The sequence below is a fragment of the Hymenobacter tibetensis genome (assembly GCF_022827545.1).
GTDB lineage: Bacteria > Bacteroidota > Bacteroidia > Cytophagales > Hymenobacteraceae > Hymenobacter > Hymenobacter tibetensis.
This window is the reverse complement of the sequence record NZ_CP094669.1, coordinates 5,319,448-5,344,001: the sequence shown is the minus strand read 5'-3', so window position 1 is coordinate 5,344,001 and position 24,554 is coordinate 5,319,448. Positions and strand designations below refer to the sequence as shown.

Annotated in this window: 19 protein-coding genes; 10 read left to right on the top strand and 9 right to left on the bottom strand. The window is 52.8% G+C overall.

Annotation, left to right across the window (positions count from 1 at the left end; all coding sequences use genetic code 11):
* The first annotated feature begins 109 nt into the window (after window positions 1-109).
* Window positions 110-649 carry a hypothetical protein gene (locus MTX78_RS21550; protein WP_243798231.1) on the top strand — a complete coding sequence of 180 codons (540 nt, stop codon included), beginning with the start codon at window positions 110-112 and terminating at the stop codon, window positions 647-649.
* Window positions 650-2,076: 1,427 nt separating this feature from the next.
* Window positions 2,077-2,532, top strand: a complete 456-nt coding sequence (locus tag MTX78_RS21545) for a hypothetical protein (RefSeq protein WP_243798229.1) — start codon at window positions 2,077-2,079, stop codon at window positions 2,530-2,532.
* Window positions 2,533-2,579: 47 nt separating this feature from the next.
* On the opposite strand, the gene MTX78_RS21540 is transcribed toward MTX78_RS21545, so the two are convergent.
* Together MTX78_RS21540 and MTX78_RS21535 are read right to left on the bottom strand one after the other, a co-directional pair.
* The gene (locus tag MTX78_RS21540; RefSeq protein WP_243802937.1) at window positions 2,580-3,299 is read right to left on the bottom strand and encodes a glycosyltransferase family 2 protein; all 720 of its coding nucleotides are present in this window, start codon (window positions 3,297-3,299) and stop codon (window positions 2,580-2,582) included.
* Between the two features lie 111 nt (window positions 3,300-3,410).
* On the bottom strand, window positions 3,411-4,202 hold the full coding sequence (locus tag MTX78_RS21535) for an SDR family oxidoreductase (protein ID WP_243798228.1): 792 nt from the start codon (window positions 4,200-4,202) through the stop codon (window positions 3,411-3,413).
* Between the two features lie 267 nt (window positions 4,203-4,469).
* On the opposite strand from MTX78_RS21535, the gene MTX78_RS21530 reads away from it, so the two are divergent.
* From MTX78_RS21530 to MTX78_RS21510, 5 genes are all read left to right on the top strand, one after another.
* Window positions 4,470-5,009: a 3-hydroxyanthranilate 3,4-dioxygenase gene (locus tag MTX78_RS21530; RefSeq protein WP_243798226.1), complete on the top strand. Its 540-nt coding sequence runs from the start codon at window positions 4,470-4,472 to the stop codon at window positions 5,007-5,009.
* 31 nt (window positions 5,010-5,040) lie between these two features.
* A complete protein-coding gene (locus MTX78_RS21525; RefSeq protein WP_243798225.1) occupies window positions 5,041-6,114 on the top strand; it encodes an amidohydrolase family protein in 1,074 nt (357 codons plus the stop codon).
* A gap of 30 nt (window positions 6,115-6,144) precedes the next feature.
* Window positions 6,145-7,434 (top strand): kynureninase, encoded by a 1,290-nt coding sequence (kynU, locus tag MTX78_RS21520; RefSeq protein WP_243798223.1) that lies wholly within the window; start codon window positions 6,145-6,147, stop codon window positions 7,432-7,434.
* A 171-nt stretch (window positions 7,435-7,605) separates the two neighbouring features.
* On the top strand, window positions 7,606-8,283 hold the full coding sequence (locus tag MTX78_RS21515) for a hypothetical protein (RefSeq protein WP_243798221.1): 678 nt from the start codon (window positions 7,606-7,608) through the stop codon (window positions 8,281-8,283).
* 28 nt (window positions 8,284-8,311) lie between these two features.
* Window positions 8,312-8,911: an alpha-ketoglutarate-dependent dioxygenase AlkB family protein gene (locus MTX78_RS21510; protein WP_243798219.1), complete on the top strand. Its 600-nt coding sequence runs from the start codon at window positions 8,312-8,314 to the stop codon at window positions 8,909-8,911.
* Between the two features lie 129 nt (window positions 8,912-9,040).
* On the opposite strand, the gene MTX78_RS21505 is transcribed toward MTX78_RS21510, so the two are convergent.
* The gene (locus MTX78_RS21505) at window positions 9,041-11,779 is read right to left on the bottom strand and encodes a TonB-dependent receptor (protein WP_243798217.1); all 2,739 of its coding nucleotides are present in this window, start codon (window positions 11,777-11,779) and stop codon (window positions 9,041-9,043) included.
* A gap of 734 nt (window positions 11,780-12,513) precedes the next feature.
* Here MTX78_RS21505 and MTX78_RS21500 point away from each other — a divergent pair.
* Window positions 12,514-13,905: an FAD-dependent oxidoreductase gene (locus MTX78_RS21500; RefSeq protein ID WP_243798216.1), complete on the top strand. Its 1,392-nt coding sequence runs from the start codon at window positions 12,514-12,516 to the stop codon at window positions 13,903-13,905.
* A 352-nt stretch (window positions 13,906-14,257) separates the two neighbouring features.
* On the opposite strand, the gene MTX78_RS21495 is transcribed toward MTX78_RS21500, so the two are convergent.
* A complete protein-coding gene (locus tag MTX78_RS21495; protein ID WP_243798214.1) occupies window positions 14,258-14,506 on the bottom strand; it encodes a hypothetical protein in 249 nt (82 codons plus the stop codon).
* A 296-nt stretch (window positions 14,507-14,802) separates the two neighbouring features.
* On the opposite strand from MTX78_RS21495, the gene MTX78_RS21490 reads away from it, so the two are divergent.
* On the top strand, window positions 14,803-17,466 hold the full coding sequence (locus MTX78_RS21490) for a T9SS type A sorting domain-containing protein (protein ID WP_243798212.1): 2,664 nt from the start codon (window positions 14,803-14,805) through the stop codon (window positions 17,464-17,466).
* Between the two features lie 108 nt (window positions 17,467-17,574).
* Here MTX78_RS21490 and rpoN read toward each other — a convergent pair whose 3' ends face one another.
* On the bottom strand, window positions 17,575-19,161 hold the full coding sequence (rpoN, locus tag MTX78_RS21485; RefSeq protein ID WP_394805599.1) for an RNA polymerase factor sigma-54: 1,587 nt from the start codon (window positions 19,159-19,161) through the stop codon (window positions 17,575-17,577).
* A gap of 441 nt (window positions 19,162-19,602) precedes the next feature.
* On the opposite strand from rpoN, the gene asnS reads away from it, so the two are divergent.
* Entirely contained in the window at window positions 19,603-21,000 is a 1,398-nt protein-coding gene (gene asnS / locus MTX78_RS21480) for an asparagine--tRNA ligase (protein ID WP_243798208.1), read from the top strand.
* A 47-nt stretch (window positions 21,001-21,047) separates the two neighbouring features.
* Here the strand turns inward: asnS and MTX78_RS21475 are convergent, their stop codons facing one another.
* The 4 genes from MTX78_RS21475 to MTX78_RS21460 all read right to left on the bottom strand — a co-directional run bounded on the left by MTX78_RS21475 (window position 21,048) and on the right by MTX78_RS21460 (window position 24,547).
* Entirely contained in the window at window positions 21,048-21,527 is a 480-nt protein-coding gene (locus tag MTX78_RS21475) for a hypothetical protein (protein WP_243798206.1), read from the bottom strand.
* 20 nt (window positions 21,528-21,547) lie between these two features.
* Window positions 21,548-21,796: a hypothetical protein gene (locus MTX78_RS21470; RefSeq protein ID WP_243798205.1), complete on the bottom strand. Its 249-nt coding sequence runs from the start codon at window positions 21,794-21,796 to the stop codon at window positions 21,548-21,550.
* 115 nt (window positions 21,797-21,911) lie between these two features.
* A complete protein-coding gene (locus tag MTX78_RS21465; protein ID WP_243798203.1) occupies window positions 21,912-22,997 on the bottom strand; it encodes an alginate O-acetyltransferase AlgX-related protein in 1,086 nt (361 codons plus the stop codon).
* Between the two features lie 251 nt (window positions 22,998-23,248).
* Window positions 23,249-24,547, bottom strand: coding sequence for an alginate O-acetyltransferase AlgX-related protein (locus tag MTX78_RS21460; protein ID WP_243798201.1), 1,299 nt, complete (start codon window positions 24,545-24,547; stop codon window positions 23,249-23,251).
* Window positions 24,548-24,554 lie beyond the last annotated feature (7 nt).

Below are 24,554 nucleotides of genomic sequence, written 5' to 3'. Positions count from 1 at the left end.
TCAGTAACCGAATCTTCATATATGGTGCCACCCAATAGGTAGTACTTTCACTATGCTCACAACCCTACAGTCACAGTATTAACCTTACTACCTTTCTTACTTTCACTCAATGAAACGTTTACTTTTTAGCCTGTCTATTATTGTACTAGCTGGGTGCGGCAGTCAAGACAAAGTCGATCAAAACACACTAATGGCTAGTGATTTTGAGTCGATACAAGGTTGGTTGCCAGATCTTCAGAATCCTACTCTAACTCGTGACAAAGCGCATTCTGGCAAATACTCCATTAAGATAGATCCTACTTACGAGTACAGTCTCACTTATCGGGCAAACCTAGGGCAACTGAGTTCTGCTCGTGTCAAAAAAATGAAGATTAGTGCTTGGGTATTCGTACCTAACGCTCAGGCGCAGGCAGCATTAGTTACTACCATTGATGGGGCCGAGGCCAATGGCCAGCCGTTGCTATGGGAGGCAGCGAATATGAGCGAGTCCGTTCGTGGTCAATTCAACAAATGGGTGGAAATAACCAAGGAAATAGTAGTGCCGGCAGAGGCTACCTATACTAGTAGAATTTCTATCTACCTGTGGCGTTCCGGAAGCGTATCAGCTCCCGTGTACTTGGATGATCTAGCAGTTCAACTAGTACCTTAAGCAGTTCTGAGCTAATTAGCCTTTTAAATACTGCTTCGCAATAAATCAGCCGCAATAGGAGCTTGTGTAGTTCCTATTGCGGCTGATTTGTTGCGAAGCGGTGTAAGTGGCTGAAGCAGTGGGTAATATTCAATTCTTGCAAAGTAAGTTACCGGGAGCTAGCACCTGTAAAGACTAACTTGTGTGCAGCGGCTATTTAATTCGCATACGGTGTAGAGTAGGATGTTGGTAGCTTGCGGGATGCCTTTGGCACCAGAATCGAGGTCGATGCTGGGGCATATTGACAGATGAGCCATCATCAAAAATGACCTTGAACACATACATTTGCCGGCTAAACGTTATCCTAGTACCCAGGCTAAGGCACGTAGAGAAGTGTTCGACTTGGTTGTGCCGAAGAATGGTGTTGAGTAGCACCAGGCGTTTTGTTGTAGCTGGTTTGCAGTGCCATTTAACTGCATAGGCTATGGGTTTTGGCGACTCTTAGGGTTATCGTCGGCCTCAAAGCGTGCTAGTTGTACTGCGTAGTCGATTTCTGTTATTCCCGTTTGTCCTTTCTTGCTCATTCTATGTTATCAGCGCTTACTTCCTCTTCTGATCAACGACGTGTAATCTATTGGCTTTTGGCAACGGAGGCCGCGCTGTTTACATTTATGCGTAGTGAGTTCGGTGACTACTTAAGCCCTGTTCTGCTTTATCTAGTAGGCATTGTGGTCTGTGTTGCTGTCTACTATTTTACGCGGCACCGAGAGTGGTCTACACCTACAGCAAGCCAGATGAAGCAGCCATGGTTGCCCATCTTACTGGCGACTGGTTTTGGCACGTTGCTATGTGTGAAGGGGATGAGAGAGGTAATTAGGAATTACGCTATTCAAATAGCGTCTTCTGATGTTATTCCTGCTCTCAGTGTCTACGTCAAACGGTTTTTGGCTGGCGAAGAGGTGTACACGCCTTTCACGGCTGAGTTAGGCTATTTCGCCTTGCCGACCTATTTGCCAGCAACTTGGTTTCCATACCTGCTGCCCGGGCATTTCAATTTCGACTATCGGTGGATGAGTAGCTTTCTATTGCTACTAGGTACCGTAGGATACTTGGTAGTACTGGCCAGACTACGTAAGCCGGCCTCTTACACCTTTCTGCTAGCGTTCTTGCCTTTTGCGGCTACCTACGCAGTAATTCGGACTGATGCCTCCATATTGGGGTACACGGTTGAGACTATGATAGTCGGTTATTATTTCATATTGATAACTGGTATTCTACTGCGCTCCTGGCCCCTGCAAGTATTAGGGTTGCTGTTGTGCCTTTTGTCAAGGTTTTCCTTGGTTTTTTGGGTTCCCTTCTACGTGCTTCTGGTCTTCTTCCAGGATTCGCGGCAGAAGGCTTTCTTGCTATCTGGTCTGGTAGCTGCTGGTATTCTACTGTTGTATGTTGTGCCCTTCTTGTCACACGACTGGGGCCTTTTTATGCGCGTGCAGTCCTCTTACACAGACGTAGCCGTAAATGAATGGCGTCACTTAAACGACTCTGGTTTGCCCATGCACCTCTACAACGGGATAGGGTTAGGTAACTTCTTTTTTCGCTTCAGCGACGGCGAACTAGTTGAGCGAATACGGTTACTCAAGACCGTGCACATAGCATTGCTCTTGTTCATTGTTGCTGGAGCCGCTTGGTTGTATTGGCGCCAGCAAGGCCAGCGCTCCGATTATCGGATTTATGCAGTGCTGGTACTCAAGCTCTACCTAATCACTTTCTACGCGTTCATTCAGGTGCCTTATAGCTATCTGGCAATGGTAGGAATTTTCCCCTCGCTGTTTTTGCTGTTGCTTGTGGCCGGTACTACATCCTCCACAGAGAAAACTGCGTCTGAAACGCCGCGCCACGCGTAACGCGCCAACGGGCACTTACACTACATGCGTGCTGATAGTTGACGGTCTTATCGGAATAGACCGTATTTGACGATGCAATAGATGGCTCGAAAGCCGTCACGCCACCCAATTTTTTTGCCTTCGGCATATGTTCGGCCGTAGTAGCTGATGCCTACTTCGTAGATGCGCACATTGGGTACACGCGAGACTTTGGCGGTTACTTCTGGTTCAAACCCAAAACGGTTCTCCTCTAGCTTCAAGCCCTGAATGATGTCGCGGCGGAATAGCTTATAGCAGGTTTCTATATCGGTTAGGTTCAAGTCCGTGAACATATTCGACAGGAACGTTAGAACCGCGTTGCCGATGCTGTGCCAGAAGAACAGGATGCGGTGAGGGTTGCCGCCCATAAAGCGTGAGCCATACACCACATCGGCGAACCCTCGCAACACGGGCTTGAGCAGCAAGTTGTACTCTTCAGGGTCATACTCTAAGTCAGCGTCTTGAATGACAACATACTCTCCGGTTGCTTCCCGAATGCCGGTATGTAGAGCTGCGCCTTTTCCCTTGTTGACGCTGTGTTGTAGCAGCCTTACTCCCATTTGCGGGTGCCGTGCAGCGTACGACTGGATGACTTCCACTGACTCGTCGGTGGAACAGTCATTGACTATAATAATCTCTTTCTCGATGTTATTCACTAGGGTAAGCTCGCGCAGCAAATCCAAAATTTGATGGATGGTACGGGCTTCGTTGTAAACCGGAATAATGATGGAGAGCTTATTGATGGATATCAAAATGCAGGGAAACTAAGCGTAGAGCCAGTAAAAATAGGGGTTCTTCTTGGTGTTGATAAAAGGGTAGTCGGGCTCACCGCTTAGTACATTCGGCTTACATCCTTCTTTCTATAAATTTCCTGTGCGCCCGCCGTCAACGGGAACATTGGTGCCCGTGATGTAGCCGGCCGCTTCAGAGGCCAGAAATACCACCGCGGCAGCTACTTCTTCGGCTTGCCCAAAACGATTGGCTGGGATGGACTTGCGCATAGCCGTTTCAATTTCCTCGGTAGTCTGTCCGGTTTGGGCCACTTTCTTTTCGATGAGAGAAGTGTGCCGTTGCGTGACGGTAGCCCCAGGCAAAACATTATTGACGGTGATACCCCAGGAACCCAATTCGTTGGCCAGCGTCTTGGCCCAGTTGGCCACGGCGCCCCGAATGGTGTTGGAAACACCCAGGCCGGGTAGGGGCTGCTTTACGGAGGTGCTGATAATGTTGATGATGCGTCCATAGCCCCGCTCTTGCATAGCGGGTACCACTGCTTGCGCCAGCAGATGGTTGCAAACGAGGTGTTGTTCGAAAGCCGCCCGAAAAGCATCCACAGCTGCATCCAAAATAGGGCCACCTGCCGGACCACCGGTGTTGTTAACCAAAATATGGAACCCCTCCGGATGGGCTGTTAAGTACTGCTGCACCTGTTGGGTAAGGGTGTCGGGTTCGGTGAAGTCAGCAACCACATAGTCATGGACTTGGTTGTTGGGAGTGGGTAGAGTAGCTAGTACTTCGCGCAAATGGTCTTCGTTTCGGGCTAATAGCGTAACGGTGGCACCACCCGTTGCTAATTCTTCGGCTATTGCTCGGCCAATACCCTGAGTGCTACCGCCTACTAGAGCGCGCTGAGAGGAAAAATCAAGATTCACAGGACATCGTGGGGTAAGAGTACACGCTTCAAAGAGACAAAATATAACCTTGCCTACAGTACATACAAAACAAGAATTTGCCATACGCAGCAGCGTACAAGTGGCTGCTGCGTATGGCAAAGAAACCAAGCACCAAACAAATGGGAGCCATAGCCGGCCGCCACTACACCAGATTGCCAGAAAATTCGTGTGGGTTTTCTGTAAGTTCGGCCACGTTGCTCGGCCCGGTGCCTGCCTACCTAATTCTCACTCAACTTCCCCGAAACCATGCCTGTAGCCCGCCCCTTCAATTTGCAAAACTGGATTGATGAGCACCGCCATCTACTCAAGCCGCCCGTTGGCAACCAGCAGGTGTACAAGGCCAACCAAGATTTTATTGTGATGGTGGTAGGCGGCCCTAATGCCCGCAAAGACTACCACGTCGATGAAGGAGAAGAGCTGTTCCTACAGCTGGAGGGTGACATCGTGGTCAAGATTATTGAAGACGGCAAGCCAGTCGATATCGAAATCAAAGCCGGCGACATGTTTCTGCTGCCACCCAAAGTGCCCCACTCTCCGCGCCGACCAGCTGGGTCTATTGGTGTAGTGCTGGAGCGATACCGTACTGCTGGTGAGGTAGATGGGTTTCAGTGGTACTGTGAAAACTGCGGCAACAAGCTCTACGAGGAGTTTGCTGAAATAACAGATATTGTGAGCCAGTTGCCTCCCATTATGAACCGATTCTGGCAAGACGAACACAAACGGACCTGTCAAGTGTGTGGCACCGTTATGGCGCCTCCAGCTCCGGTGGCAGTTCCTGCCGAGTAGCTCTTTTGTACGTTTAAGCCTACTTGCGGCAATGTCCTTGTCACTCCACTCTGCCGCTGCCTCGCCGCTCCCATCTAGTTCGTCGCTCGTCATCGACATTCACACGCATATCTTGCCGGAACGCTGGCCCGACTTGCGCGAACGATATGGCTATGGCGGTTTCATTCGGCTGGAGCATCATAAGCCGTGTTGTGCCCGCATGATGCAAGACGACAAATTCTTCCGGGAAATACAAGACAACTGTTGGGACCCCGAAGTACGGATGCGGGAGTACGACCAAGTTGGTGTACAGGTGCAAGTGCTTAGCACGGTGCCCGTTATGTTCAGCTATTGGGCTAAGCCACTTGATGCCCTGGACCTCAGTCAATTACTCAACGACCATATTGCCGATGTGGTGCGCCGCTACCCCAGACGGTTCGTAGGCCTTGGTACGCTGCCCATGCAAGCCCCCGACTTGGCGGTTCGAGAACTGGAACGCTGTATGAAAATGGGGTTGGCCGGTATTCAGATTGGTACCCACGTCAACGACTGGAACCTAGATGCTCCCGAACTATTCGAGGTATTTACGGCGGCTCAAGAATTGGGAGCTTGTGTGTTTGTGCACCCCTGGGACATGATGGCCCAGCAGAAGATGCCCAAATACTGGTTGCCCTGGCTGGTTGGTATGCCCGCCGAAAGCACGTTGGCGCTGTGTTCGTTGGTATTCGGGGGCGTATTGGAGCGGTTGCCACGCCTGCGCGTGGCAGTGGCGCACGGCGGCGGTACGTTTGCTAGCACCATCGGCCGCATCGAGCACGGCTTCAAGGTCCGCCCCGACTTGTGCGCTGTCGACAACAACGTGAACCCGCGCGCTTACTTGGGACGTTTTTGGGTTGATTCACTGGTGCACGACCCGCTTATGCTTGACTTTCTGGTGAAAACCCTCGGCCCCGATAAAATTGTGCTGGGCACCGACTACCCATTTCCGCTCGGCGAGCTGACCCCGGGTGAACTGATTCAGTCCATGGCCTACGCTCCGGAAGTGAAGGCTCGGATGCTAGGTCAGAACGCGCTGGATTGGCTGGGACTCGCTGATTCACATTTGGCCGGAATTCTGGCGGGGTAGTAGTCGGTTAGCAGCCTATCTTTGCTCGCAATGACCTCTTTTGATCCCACCCCCGGCTTTGCTGCGCAGCTAGATGCGCAAGATCCTTTGCGCGAGTCCCGCCGCCAGTTTCATATCCCGCCCGGTCCTGATGGGCAAGAAAGCGTGTACATGTGCGGTAACTCGTTGGGGCTGCAACCGCGCTCTGCACGCGGCGCGGCGGAACTGCAATTCAGCAACTGGGAGCAGATGGCAGTGGAAGGCCACTTTCGAGGTGAAACGCCCTGGCTGAATTTTCATGCCCGTTTGGCTGATGCTACTGCGCGCGTGGTAGGAGCTAAGCCCGTGGAAGTGGTGGTGATGAACAACTTGACCACTAATCTGCACTTGTTGCTGGTTTCGTTTTACCGGCCTACTATTTCGCGCTACAAGGTGTTAATGGAGGGCGGCGCGTTTCCGTCCGATCAATATGCCCTCGAAACGCAGGTGAAACTACATGGCCTCAGCCCCGAGGATGCCATTGTAGAACTCTCGCCTCGCCCCGGTGAGCACACGCTGCGCACCGAGGATATTACCGCCAAAATCCAAGAGTTAGGCGGTTCTTTGGCCACCGTTGTCATGGGCGGCATCAACTACTACACCGGCCAAGTATACGACATGGAGACCATTACCCGAGCTGGCCACGCAGTTGGGGCAAAAGTAGGATTCGACCTAGCACACGCGGCGGGCAACATCCCGTTGCATCTGCACGACTGGGACGTGGATTTCGCTTGCTGGTGTACGTATAAGTACCTGAATTCTGGTCCTGGTGGCGTGGCTGGTGCGTTCGTGCACGAGCGGTTCGCAGACCAACCCGAGCTACTCCGCCTAGCCGGCTGGTGGGGGCACGACGAAGAAGAGCGGTTCAAGATGCGGAAGGGCTTCCGGCCGATGCGTGGCGCCGCTGGCTGGCAGCTCTCGAACAGTTCTATTCTAACGATGGCGGTGCACGAAGCGGCACTCGCGCTGCACGATGCCGCTGGTGGCATGGAGGCGTTGCGGCGCAAAAGTGAGTTGCTGACAGGCTACTTAGAATTTCTGATTGAGAGCCTGCATCTCCCGAAAACGGTGCTCGAAATCATCACCCCAGCCGATCCTACGCAGCGCGGGTGCCAGCTTTCGTTGTTGGTGCATCAGAACGGCCGCAACCTATTCGACCACCTGATGTCTGTCGGTATTACCGGTGATTGGCGGGAACCCAACGTCATTCGTTTGGCTCCAGTACCATTATACAACTCCTTTCAAGATGTGCAGCGTGTTGGTGTCGCTTTGTCTGAGTGGGCTGCCTCTCAGCAAGGCTAGCCGAGCATTGCTACTCAAGTAAAGTTCCTGCTTGAAAGGCATAGAAGAAGGCGTATTGTGTAACATTTCGGGCATCATTCGTCAAGCAACAGTGTTTTCCGTTGTACTACCAGGAACCGGTGGTTTTCCTAATTGACTTACAGTACCATGGCTGATGAATACGCGGACAAAATGTCCCGCAAACCCCTAGTTGAGTTGTTGCTATACGTGCAAAACCGCGCGGAATACCGTGAGGATGCTGTTTTGGCTGCACTTGATGAGTTGGAACGTCGTGGAGAACACCCTGCCGATGCCGCCGCTATCCGAGCTGAACTGCGGCCCGTAGTAGAGCGCCAGCAGCATCAAAAAGCCGCTGCCGAAGCAGCCAGCAAGACTTCCGAAGCATCCTCTACGGGAGAGCCTTTCGCCCAAACAGATGCCCCGCTGCTGTACTCGCCGGGCACTATTGTATTGTTCTCTATGCTGCCCATGTCTATGATGATAGGCGGAGGGGTATTGCTAGGAATAAACTTGTTCCGGCTGAAAAGGATGCGGGCCCTGTTGGGGCTAATTGCATTCGTTGTAGCCTACATGCTGGTGGGCTCTCAGTTGTTGACGTGGGCGGTTATGCAGCAAGGGCTGAATCCATTTCTCGGTACTTTGCTGTTCAACATCCCAGCGGTGTTGGTTTACATGTTCTGGTTCTGGCCCCGCTACGTAAACACCGATACCTACCGTAGCCGGAGCATCTTGCCTCCTATTGTTATCTGCTTTTTAATCGTGTGGGGGCTGCAAAAAGCCATGCCGTACCTTATCAAACAGCAGCCCAAGGAAGTGCAAATGGAAATGGAGCAGCTCATGAAGCGCTAACTCCGTTCCGGCCCTCTACTTGTATTCTGTGCCCCTGACGCCTATTTCACTTCCACAAGCCACTGTGTTGCTTGACACGCAGTTCCTTTCCGCGGAAGCTGCCACCAGCCTGTTAGCAGAGCTATCTGATACCATTGCGTGGCGGCACGAGCCCATCAAAATTTTCGGTAAGGAAGTGATGCAACCTCGGCTTACCGCTTGGTACGGCGACCCTGGAGCTCGTTATGCATATTCTGGCCTGGCCTTGGAGCCACTTCCCTTCACGCCCGCTTTGCAACAACTGCGCGAACAGGTGGAGGCTGCGGCGAATACTCGTTTCAACAGCGTGCTGCTCAACTTGTACCGCACCGGCCAAGACAGTATGGGGTGGCACGCCGATGATGAGCCTGAACTAGGGCCCGAGCCCGTTATTGCGTCTATTAGTTTGGGCGCCACTCGTCGTTTCCGCATGCGCCCGCGCCATCCTGACCGACTGCGTCACGACTCGGTTGCCTTGGACTTGAATTCGGGAAGCCTGCTGTTGATGCGTGGTACCACCCAGCAACATTGGCTTCACGCAATACCTAAAACCGCGCGCCCCACCACTCCCCGTTTGAATCTGACGTTTCGGTTGGTAACTACAGCATAGCTGTGCCGCTGAGTACCGTTGGAAAACGCAGAGCTGTATATCTATAACAAACAAAAGCCCGCGCACTATGCGCGGGCTTTTTGTTTGGGTTATGTAAGGCGTAATAGATTAGATACGCAACTGCTTGTGCTATTTAATATCAACCAAGAGACCTACAAAAACCAACCGGCCGATGTTCGGGCCCCCATATACCTGGGTGTTGGTGTTGTCCAACAAGTTGGAGCCACCTACTTGGAAAGTGGTTAACAGCTTCGGTACTGCATAGCCCACATATGCATCTACAGCGCTGTAATCTTTCAGCTCGCCTACTGCAAACGGCAACTCGTAGAGGTGGCCTTGTGCCCAACGGTAGTTCACGGAGTAGCTCAGGTTGCGGGCTACATTACCATTAGCTCCCACATTGTATTTGTGCTTGGGAGTGTTGAAAAACGTTTGGAAGTCCTCTGGCAAGTTGCTGCGGTCCAGAACGTTCAACGAGTAATTGGCCGTCAAAGTAAGCGGTGTCGATACGTTGTAGCTCAAGCCCACTGCGGCACCCTGTGTGCGCACTTCCTGACGAGCATTGGTCCAAACTTGTAGTACGCGGGTTTGCGAAGAAGGGCTTTGGAAAGGCGTTTCTGCGGGCATTTGCTGTGGGCGAGCAAACTCTGCTGCCAACTGCACATCCGACGGCCGGCTCCCGTCACGGTTGCCAATGAAGCGCTGAGCGCCGATGAAGTCGTTGTAGTAAGACCGGAAATAGTTGATGTCCAGCGCCACCTTTTCTCCCAGCGTGCCCTTATAGCCTACTTCATAAGTGCTAAGGCGCTCCAAAGTCAACGCTGGAGCTTCGTACTCAAACGACGAGAGCGGAACACCAGGCGTGCCAAACGGCTGGCCGGCCGCGTTGATGGTACTGAATCCCTTGAAACCGTCGCCTACGTTCCCCAAAAGAACAACACGACCTACGTCGAGGCGGATGTACTGGTCGAGCTGAGTAGGGGAACGGAAAGCGCGGCCATACGAAGCCCGGAAGTTGTGCTGTTTGCTGGCACCAGCTGAATACACCGCCGAAGCACGGGGGGAAAATGCGGGCTTGAAGTTTTTGAATTCATCTACGCGGCCTGCTACTGCCAGCTTCAGGCGCTCTGCAAATAGCTTTTGCGTTAGCTGCGCATAGCCGCCCAGCTCGTGGTTCTGAATACGCTCGTTATCATCGGAGTATAAGTTGCCGCTCGAACCTAGGCGGAACTTGCGGTACGCTCCTCCGATAATTAAGTCGGTGTTTTCAGCTAGTGGCAAGTTGTACTGAGCGTTGCCTTCATTTAGCAACGAGCTAGGATTAAGTCGAGCGCCTCGGCCGGGGGTGGCATCGTTGATGATCTGCGTGCGCAATTGCTGGAACCGCGCGTCAGTTGCCTTCAACTGCCGAGAAGCGGCTACCTGCTGTGCCGACGCCAGAGCGTCATTCACCGAGTTGCCCCGCGCTCTAGACGTCTGGTATTCAGTTAGGTACGCCGAGTAGTAGGACTGCGCATACGTAGGTCCAGTCCCATCCGGCGAAATGGTGGAGGTTTGAATGAACGAACCTAAGAAGCTGAGGTCATACGAATCGGCTCCAAAGTCCTGTACCGACTGGCCACGTATAAACCAGCGGGTCCCCTTCACTTCGCCATGAAACTGGTTGGTACCGAAGTCGTGGAAACGGTAGCGGCTGCTGCTCTGGTAGCTGGCTGTGCCACGGTTGTAGTTCACTCCCACCGTCACTTTCACGTTGCTGCTTAGCAGGTAGGAAAGCGAAGGGTGAATCTTGATTGATTTAGCTTGGTCGTCGTTGGCTACCAGTTCTTGCTCGGTGAAGCCGGGCATATACACCGTTTTGCCTCGTAGTTCAGCTGGAGTGCTGGTGGCGTTGGCAAAGGTATAGCCTCCCACCTCGCCGTAACGGTTGACCGCATCATAGCCTAAAGTGGAGTTTTCAGGATTGTTGCCGCGCTCTACGCGTAAGCTGGTAGCAGCGTAGTTGCTGGGCATCCAGTCGTTGGCTGTCAGATAGGAGCCCACTATTTTGAACGCCAGCTTTTCGGTGAGTTTTTTGGCGTATCGCACTTGCCCATCAAAGTAGCTCCGCTCGCCGCCCCGTACTCGTACGCTCAAGCCTTCTGTTACAAAAGGATCTTTGGAGTTGAGCAGCAACACGCCGTTAAAGGCGTTGGCTCCGTACAGTGCCGAAGCCGGGCCGTGAATAACCTCGATGCTTTCTACATCCAACTCGGGTAAGCCTTGCAGATTACCTGCATTCACGTTCAAGCTCGGCGACTGGGTATCAAAGTAGTCGGTGAGCTGAATCAGGCGCTCCGACTTGGCCGAGTTGAAACCGCGTGTGCTCAGCGAGTTCATCAGCAAGCTGGCACTGTTCACATCAATGCCTTTGTATTGATTGAGGCCAACTTGCAGATCAGCTGTGGGAATGCGCTCAACCTGTTGCGTATTCAGCTTCTCTACTGTTACAGGAGCCTGCAGAATGCCTTCTTCAACCCGCGAAGCCGAAGCAATTACTTCGTTGGTCAGGGTGGCGTTCGGTTTGAGTACCACCTGCACCGAGTTGTCGGGCTGCGACAGAGACACTTCTCGGCTTTCGTAGCCTACAAAAGATACTGATAGTACTACCGGAAGATTAGTGAAATCAGCTTTGAGTATGAATTTACCTTCTCTATTGGTGCTGCTTCCTATAAAACTTCCTTTGATAAATACTGTTGCGCCGGGCAGAGGTACGCCAGCTTCCGTTTGTACGATGCCACTGATATTAGTAGCCTCCTGAGCATAAGCTGAAGTAGCTGCAAAGGCTGTAAAAGCTTGTATTGCAGCTGTGTAGTAGATTTTATTCATGTATGTAAGATGCAGAAGGTGGGTAGTGGTAGCGAGTTGCACTATTATTATCCTACAAAAGTAGGATTCTTGCGCTTTAAAAGCAATGCGTATTTATATTATAAATATGATTAAATATCTTAATCATAAATTTTTGTATTATATACATAAAAGTGATGCGTGGAAACAGGGTGCTTTGATGAACAGATCTACATGAGGGCACATAAAAAAACCGCCACAAGGCGGTTGAATGGAAGTGAAAGATTGCTGTACAGTGCTACAAAGTGCCTTTGGCTAGTACCGAATGCCAGGGTGACCTCCTAGGTTAGAGGATTCGCTGTTGCCAATTAAAAACTCGCCAATCCGAAAAACTTCGTTGGGCAAGTAATCTGATGAGTCGGGGGTAGGCATTGCAATCTGATTGCAATCTTGTTGTTCGGGAGCCACGATTGGCATAGTGGTGGGAGGGGTAGAGGAGGATGAACGATCAGCCACACAGAGCAGAGTGAGGGCGGAAAAAGTGTAACTGTTGAGCTTATTAAAGAAGTGTATGGGCAACCTTATGGGTTTGTTCAACTGCTTCGTTTAATAATTCAAATCTAGCGGGTGCAAAGGCGCTAAAACTGAGTTTCCGACGAACCCAGGACGGATACAAGATGAACTAGGGTGTTTGTCCGTTAAACTGGCATCACGTGGTAAGCTAAATTCAGCGCCAACCACTAGCTTCGTCGCCATTACCTTATTTGTTTGCTGCCATGCCCGACGCTACCTCTTCTGCCAGTACTACCACCACGGGTGGTTCCGAGTCGCTCACGCTAATGGGCGCGGGACTTGTTGGCTCGCTGCTGGCTTTGTATTTGGCTCGACACGGCCACCGCGTGGACGTGTTCGAACGGCGTGCCGACCCGCGGCTAGCTGGCCCGCTCGAGGGCCGGTCTATCAACCTGGCGCTTTCAGACCGCGGCTGGCGGGCACTTGAGGGAATAGGCATTGGCGACGAAGTACGTCAAGTAGGCATTCCGATGTACGGCCGGATGATGCACGACCAACGCGGGCAGCTTACCAACCAGCCCTATGGGCAAGACAATCAAGCTATTTACTCGGTATCAAGAGCGGGGCTAAACCGCAAGCTGCTGGATCTGGTGGAAGCTGAGCCAGGGGTTGCGCTGCACTTCAACCAGCAATGCTTGAACGTGGACTTGCGTGACCATACGCTTTCCCTGCGTGACGCTACCACCGGCCAAGAGCAACTATGGCCTTTCGGCCGGCTGTTTGGTACCGATGGTGCGTACTCGGTTGTGCGAGGCGCCATGCAGAAAACCGACCGCTACAACTACTCCCAGAACTATCTCGATTACGGCTATAAGGAATTGCATATCGCGCCTGGTCCAGGTGGTACCTGGCAGCTCGAGAAGCATGCTCTGCACATCTGGCCTCGCGGGCAGTACATGATGATTGCCTTGCCTAACCTGGATGGGTCCTTTACGTGCACCCTCTTTTTCCCATACGAAGGCCCGCATTCTTTCGCCACCATGCAAACGCCAGCGCAGGTGCAGGCTTTTTTCGAGGAAGTGTTTTCGGATGCGGTGCCGCTGATGCCGGACCTGACAGCCGACTTCTTTGATAACCCAACAGGTTCTTTGGTTACCGTTCGTTGTTTTCCCTGGGCTTTCGACGATGATGTATTGCTTATTGGGGATGCGTCGCACGCCATTGTGCCCTTTTATGGCCAAGGCATGAACGCTGGCTTCGAGGACTGCTCCGTGCTGAATGCCTTATTAAAGCAGCACGGACCCGACTGGCGCACCGTGTTCCAGAAGTTTCAAAACCAGCGCAAACCCGACGCCGATGCTATGGCTGACTTGGCTATCTACAACTTCGAGGAAATGCGCGACCGGGTAGCAGATCCACGGTTTCTGCTACAAAAGAAAATAGAAAGTAAAATCTCGGCGCAATATCCGGGGCAATGGTTGCCGCTGTATTCTCAAGTAACATTCTCCCATATACCCTATGCTGAAGCCCTGGCCAATGGGCAGCGCCAAGAGGAAATTATGCGCCGCCTGATGCCGCACATTCAAGCCGAGGCCGATTACACCCAGCCGCTAGTTCAGACTCTATTACAGGATGAAATGAGCAAACTGCATTGAGTTCTGGCCGAATGATAGGGTAGCGGGGTAAGTGGCTCTATGGTCTTTCACTTACAGTGCAGTTAACATTCAATCAACTCTCGCCAGCACACCAAGGTAGGTATTGGTACTGCTTGCGTGGAGGGCCTTACATAAGTGCTGAGGCAACCCCAGATACCACCAGCCCAGCACCTACCCCAACTCATGCTGGAGTATGAGTTGGGGTAGGTGCTGGCTAGGCGCTAAACACAACTCCTGCCAGTAAGATGTTGCTCAGCAGCCACCAAAGCGTAGCGGTGCGGCCCAAGCTGTTGCTGTAAAGTAGGGTCAGCAACAGCTTGGGCCACACCGTTACCAACTCCTACGCCGTGGGTTACTTATTTTCCAGCGTAAGGAAACTAGCAGAGTCAGCACGGCGGCCAGCATCATACAAGCGCAACAAATTATCGAGGGCCTGCAGGGCGCAATACAACCGGAATATAGCCACCCCGAAGCTGAGGGCTGCCAGCAAAAAGGGCGACGGGCGTTGTTGCCGTTCGCGCAGTTCAAGGTTGCCCTTCACAATGCCAAGCCACAACAGAAAGGCTGCGCCAACCCAGGGCAACACCAACGGGAAGAGCACAACTAGGCCAGTCAGCCGCCACCAGTCAGCGAGAAGGGATATAGCACAGTGCCCGGCAGTTGATAGCACACCAGATAAAACAAACAACCGGGCAGTAACAGAGGATGACCTATGACAGAAAAAAGTGGCAACAGACCGTCTCAAGGAAATAGTTGGACTCTGGCAAGGCAAGATTGTGTGCCAAATTCGCCAAACCCGCTGGCTTTCACGGCTTGCTGCTTATATTTAGGAACCTCATGTGTGAAGCACATGAAGTTTACATGAAGAACTGATTTCTTACACCTCACCATTACCCTATGATGCGTAAATTACTCGGGCCCCGTGGGCGACAATTAGTACTTGGCTTGGCCACAACCGGCACTCTTGCGGGTGGTGCTTGGTGGTGGCAGCAACAACCTGAAAAAGCCGGTACCCCGCAGGAACTGCGCGATGCAAGGGAGCGGGAAGAAGAGGAAGAAGGAAAAGCTGGCGAGGATCGTCCGGATTTAGCCATAGAGCAGGAAATAGCGCGTACTATGGACCCGGCTACTGGTACGGTGCCACGTGAGCGGCTGGTGGAGGCACAGCAATACGCTCAGAAATTGGTAGCTGAGCGTGCCAATCAGCGCCCGTCGTCGGGCAGCCTTGCACTAACCCAGTGGGCTGAACGGGGGCCGTCCAACGTAGGAGGCCGGACCCGTGCTCTGCTCGTAGACGCCGGCGACCCCAGCGGCAACACAGTGTGGTGCGGATCAGTAGGCGGTGGCCTCTGGAAAACCACTAACGGTCTTAACCCCAACGCTACTTGGCAGAGTGTAGATAATTTCTTCTCTAATCTGGCCGTGACAACGCTGGCTGCCGATCCGCGCAACCCTGATGTCATGTATTTCGGTACGGGCGAAGGCTTTCTGAATGCCGACGCAATTCGGGGCGAAGGCATTTGGAAGAGCACCAACCACGGCCAGACCTGGGCACAGTTGCCCACCACCAACGGTGTCAACTTCCAGTATGTGCAGAAGCTGCTGGTGCATCCAACCAACGGCGACCTGTACGCGGGAACCCGTGCTGGCTTGTTCCGCAGCTCCAACGGTGGCACCACCTGGACCAAAGTGCTGGGCGCAGGCTTAGGCGCCTTGGCTGATCGGATTGCTGACATCGAAATTGCCGCCGACGGAAAGCTGTTCGTTACAGCAGGCATTGGCCAAACCGACGGTATCTACCGCTCTCCTTCCGGCGACGCCAACTCCTGGACCAAGCTGAACACCTTAATGAACTCTGGCCTGCCTACCACGGGCTACGAGCGGATTGAACTGGCTTGCGCACCCAGCCGGGCCCGGCGCGTGTATGCCATTATGGAAAGCTCCACTACTGGGGGAGTCCTCAACCTCTACCGCTCCGACGATGGCGGCGAAACGTGGGTAACTATGACCTTGCCCGGTGGCAACACTACCGCCCTGGCTAGCAGCCAGGCCTGGTACGATTTGCTAGCTGGCGTATCGCCCACTAACCCCGACCTGATTTATGTGGGCGGACTGGACGTGTTCCGTTCTTCCACCGCAGCTGATGATCCGGTTATCTGGACCAAAGTATCGAACTGGACAGCCAACCGCAGCGCGGCGGGCTACCTGCACGCCGACCATCATGCCATTGCCTTCGCTACACCCGATATCTGCTACTTCGGCAACGATGGTGGCGTATCAGTTACGTTGAATGCTGCGGTGGAAAGCCCCGCTACACCAGTGTTCAGCACCCGCCTCAATGGCCTAAACATCACACAGTTTTACGCTGTGGCAACGCACCCCACCAATGCCAACTACTTCTTGGCGGGTTCGCAAGACAACGGTACGCAGCGCTTCAACGGCCCTGGCCTTGTGGGTACTACCTCCGCTACCGGTGGCGACGGCGGCTTCTGCTTTATCGACGAAGATGAGCCGCAGTACCAATTCACGAGCTACGTATATGCGCAGTATGCCCGCTCCACCAACGGAGGAACTAGTTTCGGTAATTTCAACGCCATCAGTTCCACGTTGGGGTCTTTCATCAACCCTACCGATTACGACAGCCGCTCCAACGCTATGTTCGGTGGGTACGGCGCCAACCAGATGTTCCGGTGGTTGAACGCCCCCACCACGGCTACTAGCACGGCTACGGCTATTGCGTTGCCTGGTGCGGGTAACGTCACGCACGTAACCGTTTCGCCAGGCGTACTGGACCGCGTGTATGTAGGCACCAACTCAGGTAAAGTGTTGCGGGTCGATTCGGTCCAGAACGTAGCTCCTCGTGCGCCGCGCGTCACCGAAATCCGCGGACCAGTGACGCCTTCCGCGTCGGTGTCTTGCGTGGCTGTGGACCGTACTAATGAGCAGCACTTAGTGGTCACGTATTCCAACTATGGCGTGAACAGCGTGTGGGAAACCACCAACGGCGGCACCACCTGGCGGAGCGTAGAAGGCAACCTGCCCGACATGCCTATTCGGTGGGCGTTGTTTGACCCTGCTGATGGCACACGCATTATGCTGGCTACCGAACTAGGCGTTTGGGGTAGCGACAACCTTGCCGCAAACACTGTTGCATGGCAACCGATCAACATGGGCCTTGCCAACGTGCGGGTGGACATGCTGCGCATTCGCAACTCCGACAAACAAGTGGTAGCAGCTACCCACGGCCGGGGTATCTATACTACGGAGGCACTCCGGATACTGAACACACGTGGTAAGGCAGCCGTTGCCAGCACCTTTGTGCGTAGCGCCTACCCAAATCCGTTCCGCGAAACGCTGAATATTACGCTGGACCGTCCGGCTGCAGCGGGCACTAGCCTCACCCTCACTGACATGCAGGGCCGGGTGGTGTACCGCTCTGCCGTTCGGACTGCCGCTAGTCAGTTTGCAGTGCAGGCACCTACTACCCTTGCCGCTGGCGCGTATGTGCTGACGGTGAAAGGCAACGGACAAACCGCCACGCAGCGCGTTGTGAAGCAATAAGCAACACCGAAATAACAGCATCAAAAAAAAGCCCGGAGCATCTAGCTCCGGGCTTTTTTTGATACATATACAACGGCAACTCTGACGCGTTGGCAAGAAGCCGCTAGCTTACAGTTCCTTGCGTAGCCGGGCCACCGGAATGTTTAGCTGCTCGCGGTACTTGGCTACGGTGCGGCGGGCAATGTTGTAGCCGCGGGCATTAAGCATCTTCTCTAGCTTGTCGTCGGAGAGTGGCCGGTCTTTCTTTTCGCCCTCGATGATTTCTTTCAGGATATGCTTCACCTCGCGGCTAGAGGCATCTTCTCCCGAATCAGTGGCAATGCCTTCCGAGAAGAAGTACTTCAGCGGGTAAATACCGAATTCCGTTTGCACCGATTTCGAGTTGGCTACCCGGCTCACGGTGCTGATGTCCATGTTGATTTCCTGCGCAATGTCCTTGAGAATCATGGGGCGCAGCTTGCTTTCGTCGCCTTCCTGGAAAAACTCGCGCTGGTAGCGGACAATAGCGTCCATGGTGCGTAGCAGCGTGTTCTGGCGCTGCCTGATGGCATCAATAAACCACTTGGCCGAATCCAGCTTCTGCTTTACAAAGGTTACGGCCTCCTTCAGCTTCTTGTCTTTTTTAGCTCCCTTATCGTAGGCGCGGAACATCTCGGTGTACGCCGGCGACACGCGCAAATCGGGGGCGTTCCGGGAGTTAAGCGTCAGGTTGAAAACGCCGTTGTCATTGGTCAGGATAAAGTCGGGGATGATGTACTGAACCTTGCCAGACCCAACCGGGCCGCTGCCACCGGGCTTGGGGTTAAGCTTCAGAATAACCGCAATGGCTTCCTTCAACTCCTCGTCTTCCAGGTCCAACCGTTGCTGGATGCGTTGGTAGTGCTTCTTGGTAAACTCATCGAAGGTCTCGTTCAGAATGCGCTCCGCGTGCTCGGTCACGTCGTCCTGTGGGCGTCGCTCCAACTGCAAAATGAGGCATTCCTGGAGGTCGCGCGCGGCAATACCGGCGGGGTCGAAACTTTGAATCAGGTGCAGCACCCCTTCAATCTCGGATACGGTAGCTTCAATGTTCTGCGCAAACGCCAGGTCGTTGGCAATGGCCGACAAGTCACGGCGGATATAGCCGTCGTTGTCGATGGACCCGATAAGTTGGCGGCCAATGGCTTCCTGCTTCTCGTCGAGGTCGGCGAAGCCCAACTGGTCGATTAGGCTGTCGATGAGGGAACCGCCGGTGTCGGCTAGTGGCATTTCCCGGTCGTCTTCGTCTTCGCCGGGGCCGTCGCCCTGCATTTTGTAGCCCGCTATTTCATCGTCGTTGAGGTAGTCGCTCAGGTCGAGGTCGTCGTTGCTGGCTTCGGCAGTTTGCTCCAGCGGCTCGTCTTTGGTGGGCAGCTCTATCTCGGGCTGCTCTTCGCTGCGGTCGTCGTTGTCGAAGTCTTCGTCCAACGTATTGTCGGGGTTGTCGAACTCGGCATCCGGGTCATCAAAATCATCGGCATCATCCGAGTCGTCGCGCTCTTGGTCCTCCACCTCGTCGTCGGCATCGTCGCCTTCTTCCAGCGCCGGATTTGCCTCCAACTCCTCCTTGATGCGCGCTTCCAGCTCCGCCGTCGGGATTTGTAGTAGCTTAATGAATTGTATCTGTTGGGGCGACAGCTTCTGCGAAAGAAGCTGCTTCATATCCAGTCGTTGCATACGCTCTAAAACTCGTACGCCCCGCTAGGTGGAAACGGGGGCGGTTAGGTCAAATATAGGCCTTTCTGTACTTGCGTTTACTGTAAAATGTTGGGGTACGGATTGCCATAAACAAGAAATAATCCGCCTCAAGTAGCCACTATAAGACGCAAGCAAGGATAAATAGGGCATAGCCAATTTCAGTGGTTCGCCACTTTCATTGACCATCAGCAAGAGCCGCTAAAATGAGGAAAGGTTCAGCTGTTGCTCGCGTGTGGAAGCGGCATACAAACGTCAGATGCCATCTGGCACACGCAACCTGCCGCTCGGCCTGCAAGCAGGAGAGGAGCCACGTTTTCTAAGAAGATACGCCTGTTGAGTGAGCGGTTTTCAGAGCCTTTTCAAAAGTCCTACCTTTACCCCCTCTATCCATGACTATCAACCTCGAGAAGTAAAGTCCCAATGTCCGACCTCCGAAAGACCAGCGTGCAGGATTTGCTCCGCAGCACCGACCTGGACCGTGAAGTGCTAGTACGTGGCTGGGTGCGTACCCGCCGCGGCAACAAATACGTGCAATTCATTGCCCTCAACGACGGCTCCACCATCCACAATATCCAAGTGGTAGCTGATGCCGAGAAATTTCCGGAGGAAAATCTGAAAGGGGTAACCACGGGCTCCTGCCTAGCTGTGCGCGGCAAGCTGGTAGCATCGCAAGGCAAAGGACAGGCCGTAGAAATTCAGGCCACTGAAATAGAAGTATTGGGCACCGCCGACCCGGAGGAGTACCCTTTGCAAAAGAAGGCTACCTCGCTGGAGTACCTGCGCGAAATAGCGCACCTGCGCCCCCGTACCAACACATTTGGGGCCGTGCTGCGCATCCGGCACGCCATGGCATTCGCCATTCACCAGTACTTCAACGACCACGGCTACTTCTACGTCCACACGCCCATCATCACTGGCTCCGATGCCGAGGGTGCCGGCCAGATGTTCCGCGTAACCACGCTGCCCGAGCAAAACCCGCCGCTCGACGACGCTGGCCAGGTTGATTACAAGCAAGACTTCTTCGGCAAGCCCACCAACCTCACGGTATCAGGGCAGCTGGAAGGCGAGTTGGCCGCTCTGGCACTAGGCAAGATCTACACGTTCGGCCCCACGTTCCGCGCCGAAAATTCCAACACGGCCCGTCACCTCGCCGAGTTCTGGATGATCGAGCCCGAAGTAGCGTTCAACGACTTAGAGGACAACATGGACTTGGCCGAGGATTTCCTCCGCAGCCTAGTTCGCTATGCGCTAACGCACTGCCCCGACGACCTGCAGTTCCTCAACGACCAGTACGACAAGGAACTACTGAACCGCTTGAAGTTCGTGGTGGACAACGAGTTCCAGCGCCTCACCTACACGGAGGCCGTTGAAATCCTGAAATCAGCCAAGCAGAAGTTCGAATTTCCAGTGGATTGGGGCACCGATCTGCAGTCAGAGCACGAGCGGTATTTGGTGGAAAAGCACTTCAAGAAGCCTGTTATCCTAACCAACTACCCCAAGGAAATCAAGGCGTTCTACATGAAGCTGGACGAGGATGGCCGCACTGTACGCGCCATGGACGTGCTGTTTCCCGGCATCGGCGAAATCATCGGTGGCTCGCAGCGGGAGGAAGACCTCACCAAACTCTTGACCCGAATGCAGGAGATGCACGTGCCCGAAGAAGACCTCTGGTGGTACCTCGACACCCGCCGCTACGGCACCGCGCCGCATGCTGGCTTCGGCCTGGGCTTCGAGCGCCTGATTCTCTTCGTCACCGGCATGGCCAACATCCGCGACGTTATTCCGTTTCCCCGCTTCCCCAAGAGCGCCGAGTTCTAGAAATGCTAACCAGAAATGTCCGCCCACTTCAGGCGGACATTTTTGGTTTATTGACCTTCGATAGGCTGGCGTTCCATTAATCTTAAAAGTTTATAGTAGGCTGACGGTATAGCAGCATTAGAGAAAGTAATGGTAGCATGAGAGTCAGCTTCGGTAACTACATCTATTTTGGTTTCAGGCCCATCCGTTATAGAGGGAATGAGAGTGTTGCCAGAAGTAATAGGTATTTGAGAGAATATTTGCTGGACGTAGTAAAACACACTGTCTGCGGCACTTGCAGCTAAAATTCCAGCACTGTTTTGCAAGCCATCAGAATTTTCTACACTGTAAGGCGCTACCCAAGTGTAAGAAGTGAGTCTATCACTATTGGCAGCGTCCACCGACATGACAAGTTTCACTGTGTCGCGGTAAGACGCGAGTTTAAAGTTGCTCGTAGTTACTGATAGGCGATACTTATACCCTTTAATGTCTCGGGCTGGAGCTGAACAAGCGGTAAGCGCTACCCACAAACAGAGCAAATACTTCATATTCGTCAAGATGTGACTTTCTAGCAATAGTTACGCAACTCTTTGTCATCCACGGCCACTAGCGCATCTAGCCGCAGCTCGAAGCCGTCGGCGAGCCGCAGGTACTCCACTTTGTCCTTAATGAAGAGGTCCTGAATAGTGCCTTGGTAGGTGCTGGGCGGGGTATCTGGTTCGGTGCGGTACGTGAGGGTACACGTCTGGCTGGTGGTGGCACGGGCTTCTAGCTCGTCATAGAAGGAGCAGCTGATGGGTTGGTAAGAGGCGGGCATGGTCGTGAGGTTGGGTACACTCCTGATACGATTGTTGGTCCTCAACTAGTTGTCTAATGAGGCTCACATACCTGTTAAAGACTCCTTGCTGCCAGTACGTAAGCGACGCAAGCCTCTAGTTGGCCTGTTGCTGGAATGTTCGGAGAGCGGCTTCGCTAAATCCGCAGTCAACTTCTCCTAGTGTTTGCTCGCCGAAAAGCAGTAGCACCACATCATGCGTGGCCAATTCAACGCGCATGTCACGGTCGGCAACGGCGACGGGGCCTTCCACTGCTCCATTTACTTTTGGCCAGACTACCTCGTTGTTGTAATACCAGTATTGGGAACCAGGCGCAAACCAGTTATCGAAGTAGGGGTAGAACTCCACCAAGCCCCAACCGAAGCTGTCGGCTACCAGCAGCACCCGCGGGCGTGGGCTACCCGGGTTGGGCGCCTCGAAAGCCAACTCAGGGTAAGCAAGCGGCGGATTGGGGGAAGGGTCAACATACAGGTTCAGTACTTTCAGCAAATCATCGTCGGTGTAGCGGGGTGGGGCACCTACCACCAACCCCGTCTGCCGCACTGCCGGTAGCTGAAAATGACTGTGCGCATGGAAGTACTGACGCAAGGTGTCGGCCGCCCGAGTCAGGCCGTAGCCACTCCAATGGATGCCCCCCTGTGGAAATAACGGATGCGGGCTGGTGGCTTTCCACGCGCGAAACAAAGCACTTAAGTCGAGCAAGTTGAGGCCTACTGCCTGCATGGGCTGCCGAAGCCGTTCATAATTGCTAGGCTGGTTCCATTGGGACTGGCAGGAGTCGGGCCAGTTTTCCGGATACAAGGCTGCTTTGCTGGGCGCTACCACAAACAGCAGGAGCTTGCCACGGCGCGCCAGCGTGTCTTGTAGCGTCCGGAGGCGCTGCACGCTGGCTTGCACCTCGGCGGGGGCTAGCACTTTGTCGCGGCCCATAGCTGCTCGCAGCGGCTCTTTCTCGAAAAGCATTCCTTGCTTGCCAAGAATAATTTGATTGCGAGGCTCCCGAAATAGCGAAAAGGATAGTTGATTACGCGGCCGCAACAACCACTTTCGGAATCCCAGTTTCTGAGTGGCAAAAGCTTCTAATTTGGGCTGAAACTCAGTGCTCCACAGCCCCGCCCAGCTGAACACCGGGCGAGGTAAGTCGGCTTCGAAGCCGGGAGGCGGCGCCCGGAAGATTTTCATGTTCAACCCAGCTTGAATAGCAGGCAGCAGTAGCAGAAAGAGTAAGACACCGAGTAACCGCTGCTTATTCCTTGTCTCGTGTACTGGTTCCGACATATATAAGCTTGTAAATGCTAGTGCTACGGCCGCCGTAAAATACACTAAATGCATCCAATGCATCTAGTGTATGACAGCAAATAAACCTATGCTATTAATTCTAGTAGCGAGAATAAGAAATTAGTGTATTAAGAATTAATAAGGCAATTCACTGTTTATTGTCGATGCAGTTCGTACTCTTCAACAGCCATACCGTAGAGTAACTGATTATAATCTTGGTTGGTAGTGTTGGCTTGCTTCCATATTTTATCTTGCACTTTAGGATCTTGACTCAGCTTCTGTTTAATACTTTCAATATTTTTCTTATCAACGTCAGTAAGAGGAAAAAATAAGTCATACGCCGTTATAGAGAAGCCATGGTCAAAAGAATCCATGTTATGCTGATTGAACAGTATGAGAATTACGTCTTGTGCCAGTACCTCTGCTTCAAAATTCAGAAGCCGCACTTCTCGACTGGGAGGCATATCATCTCGACCACCAATTTGGACTTGTGTATTATAGTACCAGAATTGAATTTTTGAATCAAATAAATTTGACATGAAAGGATAAAAGCTGAAAAATCCCCACGTAAAGCTGTCCCCAACAACTATAGCCTTAGGCTTTTGCTGGGTAGGAGTTGGCTTCTCGAATTTGATTTCGGGATAAGCCATTTGAAATGGCGTTGGCTCCCAAATTAAATTCAAAGACTTTGCTACGTCGTTGTCGGATTCCCGAAGCTTATCCGTAACAGTATGGCTTGTAATAGAATAATTAGGCAAATCAAAATGGCCACGTTGTTCTATATAGCGGAAGAGCGTATCGGCCGCTAGCGTAATCCCATAACCGCTCCAATGAATTCCACCGCGTGGGAACAAGGGGTAACGGGCTGTGTCTTTCCATTGTTTGAAAAGTTTTGCTAAATCAACCATATTAACTCCCTTGCGCTCCATCTCTTGAGCGTAAACACTATAGTTCGTTTGGGAACGAGGTTGTTTACGATAATAATCAGGAATATTTTCAGAAAAGAAGTTGGCTTTGTCAGGCGCAATAGCAAAAACTAATAGTATACCCCTCTTGGCCAGTGTATCCTGTACTAGTTTGAACTTTCGTACGTTCATACGGGCAACATCAGCACTTCTGAAATCCTTTCCTAAGTAGCCATATATTCCGCCGTCTTCAAATAGCATGTTGTCTTTACCTACAAGGACACCGTTTGCCTTGCTTACACCGAATAACGAGTAGCCTAATTGATTTCGTAAGCGAATTAAAGCTTCGCGAAACCCTATTCGGTCTTCAACATATTTTTCTAATGCTGGTTGATAACTATTATTTAGTATATCAGCGTAATTGAACTCGGGGTGCGGTGCACGTTCAGCATACCCACCTAAACTGCCCATTTCAAAAATTGGAAATTTAGTCTGTATAGCGGGTAAAACTAGAACTACTAGAAGAATGCCGAATAGAAAGCGTTTCAATAGAACG

What these genes read in the sequence shown, in the direction of transcription:
- MTX78_RS21470 (WP_243798205.1), bottom strand. Translation starts at nt 21,796, where the DNA reads ATGCCCGCCTCTTACCAACCCATCAGCTGCTCCTTCTATGACGAGCTA.
- asnS (WP_243798208.1), top strand. Translation starts at nt 19,603, where the DNA reads ATGTCCGACCTCCGAAAGACCAGCGTGCAGGATTTGCTCCGCAGCACC.
- MTX78_RS21515 (WP_243798221.1), top strand. Translation starts at nt 7,606, where the DNA reads ATGTCCCGCAAACCCCTAGTTGAGTTGTTGCTATACGTGCAAAACCGC.
- MTX78_RS21500 (WP_243798216.1), top strand. Translation starts at nt 12,514, where the DNA reads ATGCCCGACGCTACCTCTTCTGCCAGTACTACCACCACGGGTGGTTCC.
- MTX78_RS21550 (WP_243798231.1), top strand. Translation starts at nt 110, where the DNA reads ATGAAACGTTTACTTTTTAGCCTGTCTATTATTGTACTAGCTGGGTGC.
- kynU (WP_243798223.1), top strand. Translation starts at nt 6,145, where the DNA reads ATGACCTCTTTTGATCCCACCCCCGGCTTTGCTGCGCAGCTAGATGCG.
- rpoN (WP_394805599.1), bottom strand. Translation starts at nt 19,161, where the DNA reads ATGCAACGACTGGATATGAAGCAGCTTCTTTCGCAGAAGCTGTCGCCC.
- MTX78_RS21475 (WP_243798206.1), bottom strand. Translation starts at nt 21,527, where the DNA reads ATGAAGTATTTGCTCTGTTTGTGGGTAGCGCTTACCGCTTGTTCAGCT.
- MTX78_RS21490 (WP_243798212.1), top strand. Translation starts at nt 14,803, where the DNA reads ATGATGCGTAAATTACTCGGGCCCCGTGGGCGACAATTAGTACTTGGC.
- MTX78_RS21505 (WP_243798217.1), bottom strand. Translation starts at nt 11,779, where the DNA reads ATGAATAAAATCTACTACACAGCTGCAATACAAGCTTTTACAGCCTTT.
- MTX78_RS21465 (WP_243798203.1), bottom strand. Translation starts at nt 22,997, where the DNA reads ATGAAAATCTTCCGGGCGCCGCCTCCCGGCTTCGAAGCCGACTTACCT.
- MTX78_RS21525 (WP_243798225.1), top strand. Translation starts at nt 5,041, where the DNA reads ATGTCCTTGTCACTCCACTCTGCCGCTGCCTCGCCGCTCCCATCTAGT.
- MTX78_RS21530 (WP_243798226.1), top strand. Translation starts at nt 4,470, where the DNA reads ATGCCTGTAGCCCGCCCCTTCAATTTGCAAAACTGGATTGATGAGCAC.